The organism is Sandarakinorhabdus sp., assembly GCF_040398645.1.
Taxonomy (GTDB): Bacteria; Pseudomonadota; Alphaproteobacteria; order Sphingomonadales; family Sphingomonadaceae; genus Sandarakinorhabdus.
Genome location: NZ_JBBATR010000003.1, coordinates 43,262 through 46,989 on the forward strand (window position 1 = coordinate 43,262; position 3,728 = coordinate 46,989).

At 72.8% G+C, this 3,728-nt stretch carries 5 protein-coding genes; all 5 read left to right on the forward strand.

What is annotated here, in order from left to right; genetic code table 11:
* The coding region (gspJ, locus tag ABWP50_RS01310) for a type II secretion system minor pseudopilin GspJ (protein WP_353216181.1) at positions 1–599 on the forward strand (599 nt) is incomplete at its 5' end.
* Positions 596–1,543: a type II secretion system minor pseudopilin GspK gene (gspK, locus tag ABWP50_RS01315; protein ID WP_353216182.1), complete on the forward strand. Its 948-nt coding sequence runs from the start codon at positions 596–598 to the stop codon at positions 1,541–1,543. The genes gspJ and gspK, both read left to right, overlap by 4 nt.
* Positions 1,540–2,580 carry a type II secretion system protein GspL gene (gspL, locus tag ABWP50_RS01320; RefSeq protein WP_353216183.1) on the forward strand — a complete coding sequence of 347 codons (1,041 nt, stop codon included), beginning with the start codon at positions 1,540–1,542 and terminating at the stop codon, positions 2,578–2,580. The genes gspK and gspL overlap by 4 nt, the downstream gene beginning before the upstream one ends.
* Positions 2,577–3,038 carry a type II secretion system protein GspM gene (gene gspM, locus ABWP50_RS01325; RefSeq protein WP_353216184.1) on the forward strand — a complete coding sequence of 154 codons (462 nt, stop codon included), beginning with the start codon at positions 2,577–2,579 and terminating at the stop codon, positions 3,036–3,038. The genes gspL and gspM overlap by 4 nt, the downstream gene beginning before the upstream one ends.
* An 11-nt stretch (positions 3,039–3,049) precedes the next feature.
* On the forward strand, positions 3,050–3,724 hold the full coding sequence (gspN, locus tag ABWP50_RS01330; RefSeq protein WP_353216185.1) for a type II secretion system protein N: 675 nt from the start codon (positions 3,050–3,052) through the stop codon (positions 3,722–3,724).
* Positions 3,725–3,728 lie beyond the last annotated feature (4 nt).

Genomic DNA, 3,728 nt, shown 5'->3' on the forward strand with positions numbered 1-3,728 from the left:
CAGCAGCGGCGCAGGCCGGTTTCACGCTGATCGAGCTGCTGGTCGGCCTGTTCCTGTTTGGCGTGATGGCGGCGGCCGGCACGGTGTTGCTCGGCAGCGCCGTACAGGCCGGCGATGTCAGCCGCGTGCTGCTGAACGATGCGCAAGGCCAGATCCGCCTGCGCGCCCTGCTCAGTGGGGATTGCGCGCAGGCCGCGCCGCGGCCGTGGCGCGACGGCCAGGGCATCAGCCAGCCGGCGTTTGCGGCCAATGACTCCAACTTGTTCACGCTGGTGCGGCGCGGCTGGCGCAATCCCGATGGCGCGCCGCGCGCCAGCCTGCAGCGCGTGACCTGGCTGCTGGACGGCGGCAATCTCGTGCGCCGCGCCGCGCCGATGCTGGACGGGGATGCGCCGGGCACGGACACGATCCTGGCCAGCGGCATCACCAGCGCCCGCCTGCGCATCTTGGGCAGCGGCGGCTGGCAAGACCGCTGGGCTGCCACTGGCCCGGCCGAACTGCCGCGCGCCATCGAACTGACTCTGGCGGGGCCGGAGCTTGGCCAGATGCGCCACGTGCTGCTGCTTGGCCCCGGTGGCAGATCGGGCAGCACGCCATGATGCGGCCTATCCCACCCAGCCAAGAAGGCGCTGCTCTCATCAACGTGCTCGTGCTGGTTGGCGTGCTCGCGGCGCTATCGACCAGCCTGTTTGACCGGCTGCGGCTGGCCCGCGCCCTTGAGGCCAATCGCGATGGCCGCGCCGTGCAGGAAGCTGCCGTGCTGGCGGCCGAAACCCTCGCCGTGGCCAGCATCGTGCCCGGCGCAGCGCTGCCGCCGCGCGGGCTGGCGATTGGCGATCCCTCCGGCCGCGTGCGCGCTGCCATCGCGGCGGGCGGCAATTGCTTCAATCTCAACAGTGTCGCGCTGGGGGAGGCCGGGCGCAGCATCACCCGGCCGCTGGGCGTGGAGCAACTGGCGCGCCTGCTGACCGCGCTGGATGTACCAGGGGGCGATGCGGCGCGCATTGCCGCCGCCACCGCCGACTGGATTGATATCGATCAGCAGCCCGGCCCCGGCGGCGCCGAAGATGCCGCCTATGCCCGCGCCGCCGCGCCCTATCGCACTTCATCGGCGCTGCTGGCCGAAGTGTCGGAATGGCGCGCGGTGGCCGGCGTCACGCCGGAAATTTATGCGCGGGCACGGCCTTATGTGTGTGCGCTGCCCGAAACCGTGCTGTCGCAGCCCAATCCCAATTCGATGGTGCCGGCCAATGCCCCGGTGCTGGCGGCGATCACCGGCGCCAGCCTGGCCGCCGCCCGCGATGCCATTGCCGCGCGGCCGGCACGCGGCTGGGCCAGCCTGGCGGATTTCTGGGCACAGCCGGTGCTGGCCGGCCGCGCGGTGGCGGCCGATGCCTTGAGCCAGCCGGTGCTGCGGGACCGCTGGCTGACCATCACCGTCACCGGCCTGGACCCATTGCAGCCGGTGGCCGCAACCGGCCTGATCGATGTCAGCCGCGGTGCCGCTCGGCTGGCGGCGCGGCGCTGGGGGCCTGAAGAATGATTGTGCTGCGCCTTGCGCCCGCGCCGTGCTGGCAGCGCTGGGAGGGTGATCGGCTGATTGCCGCCGGTGCCGGCTGGCCGCCGGCCGATCCCGCGGTGCCGCTGGTGCTGGCGGTGCCGGGCGAAGCGGCGGTGCTGCACTGGCTTGGCCTGCCCGATCTGGCCCCGGCGCAGGCTGCGGCCGCCGCCCGGCTGGCCCTCGCCGATCAGCTTGGCGAAGCCGACGCACATATCGCTGTTGCCAGCCATGCCGACCCGGTTTCGGGCCAGCGCGCCGTTGCCGTGGTGGCGCGGGCGGACATGGCGGGCTGGCTGGCCGAACTGGCGCGGCGCGGCCTGACCGCCAGCCGCATCATCCCCGATCCGTTGCTGCTGCCGCTGCCCGCCGCCGGCTGGGCGGTGCTGCACGCCGATGGCCGGGTGCTGGCGCGGCGCGCCGGCGCAGCCTTTGCGGCCGAAGCCGATCTGGCGGCGCTGCTGATCGGTGATGATCCGGTGGTGCCAAGCGATCTGCGCGCACCGGCCGACGATGGCCTGGATTTGCTGACCGGTGACTTTGCCCGCAGCAGCCGCTGGCAGACACCGGCGCACCTGTGGCGGCAGTGGGCGATGATTGCAGCGGCGGCAGCCGGTATCTGGTTGGCCGGCGATGCCGCCGCGCTGCTGCGGGCGCGCAGCGCCGCCAGTGCCGCCGATGCCGACACGCTGGCACTGGCGCGGCCAGCGCTGCCCGCCGGCGCAGACGATGCCGCGGGCGCGCTGGCCGGTTTGAAGACAATTGCGCGGCAACGCGGCGCCGATGGCGGGCTGGCGGCGTTGGCCGCGCCGGTCGTGCAGGCGCTGGCGCAGCGACAAGGAGCCGGTCTTGCCAGCCTGACCTACACGCCTTCCGCCGGTCTGGTGGCCGGCGTCGCGGGCGGCCCAGCCGAAGCGCAGGCGCTGGCGGCGGCGCTGGGCGGGTCTGGCCTGACGGTAACAACTGGCGCGACACGCGCGGCTGCTGACACCAGCATCACCGATGTGACGGTGCAGCAATGACCGCGCTGCTGGCACCGTGGTGGAATGATCGCACCCCGCGCGAACGGCTGTTGCTGAGCGTGATGTTGGCGGCGCTGGCGGTTCTGTTGGTCTGGCTGGCCGTGCTGCGCCCACTGGCCGAGGCGCGCGCCGCCGCACAAGCAGAAGCAGTGGCGGCTGCGGGCCGGCGGGCGCAGGCGCAGGCGCTGGTGGCCGCCATTGCCGCGCGCCCTGCTGCTGGCGCTGCGCCGGTGCTGGATGTGCTGACCCGCCGGCTGGCCGAAGCCGGATTGCAGGCGTCGCGCGTTGAAGCGCAAGGGCCGGGGCAAGCCGTGGCCGAGATTGCAGCGGTCAATGGCCGCCTGCTGCTGGGCTGGGCCAGCGGGCTGGAAACCCGCGACGGGCTGGTGATCGAGCAGCTGGAGGCGGCGCGCAACCCCGACCAATCGGTGCGCGTGCGCCTGACCGTGCGGCGTTGAAGGCGGTGCGTGTGGCCAGCAAAGCAATAGTGCCCGTGCTGATCGGGCTGGCGATTGGCGCGGCGGCGTTTTTGCCGGCGCGGCTGCTGCTGCCCAGCCCGCCATTGTCCGCCGCCAACGTGGCGGGCAGCGTGTGGCATGCCAGCCTGACCGATGCCGCCGTGGGCAGCGTCGGCCTGGGGCAGGTTGATCTGATCGTGGAGCCTGCTGCGCTGCTGCGTGGCCGCCTGCAATGGCGTATCGCCGGCAATATCCCGGGCGGCATTGCCGGCCAAATCTGGCAAAGCCCGACTGGCGGCGGCAGCGAGGCCATCTCCGGCACAATATCCGGCGCTGCCCTGCCCGGATTGCCGCTGGCCGCCATCTCGCTCGCCGATGCTGCGGTGACGCTGGACATCGCTGGCCGCTGCCGCAGCGCTTCGGGCCAGATCAGCACCGGGCTGGCGGCGGCGCTTGCCGGGCAATCCAGCCTTTCGGGCGCGCTGCGCTGCGATGGTTCGGTGCTGCTGCTACCGATGGCCAGCCCGGATGGCCGCGTGCGGCTGGACGTGCGCATAATGGCGCGCGGCTGGCAGGCCGAATTGGCCGTGGCCGGCGCCGCGCCGGCCGAAACCCTGGCCCTGGCAGCCGCTGGCTTTGGCCGCCGCGGCAGCGATGTGCTGCTTATCCGGGAGGGACGATGGTGATCGC

What these genes read in the sequence shown, in the direction of transcription:
- gspK (WP_353216182.1), top strand. Translation starts at nt 596, where the DNA reads ATGATGCGGCCTATCCCACCCAGCCAAGAAGGCGCTGCTCTCATCAAC.
- gspL (WP_353216183.1), top strand. Translation starts at nt 1,540, where the DNA reads ATGATTGTGCTGCGCCTTGCGCCCGCGCCGTGCTGGCAGCGCTGGGAG.
- gspM (WP_353216184.1), top strand. Translation starts at nt 2,577, where the DNA reads ATGACCGCGCTGCTGGCACCGTGGTGGAATGATCGCACCCCGCGCGAA.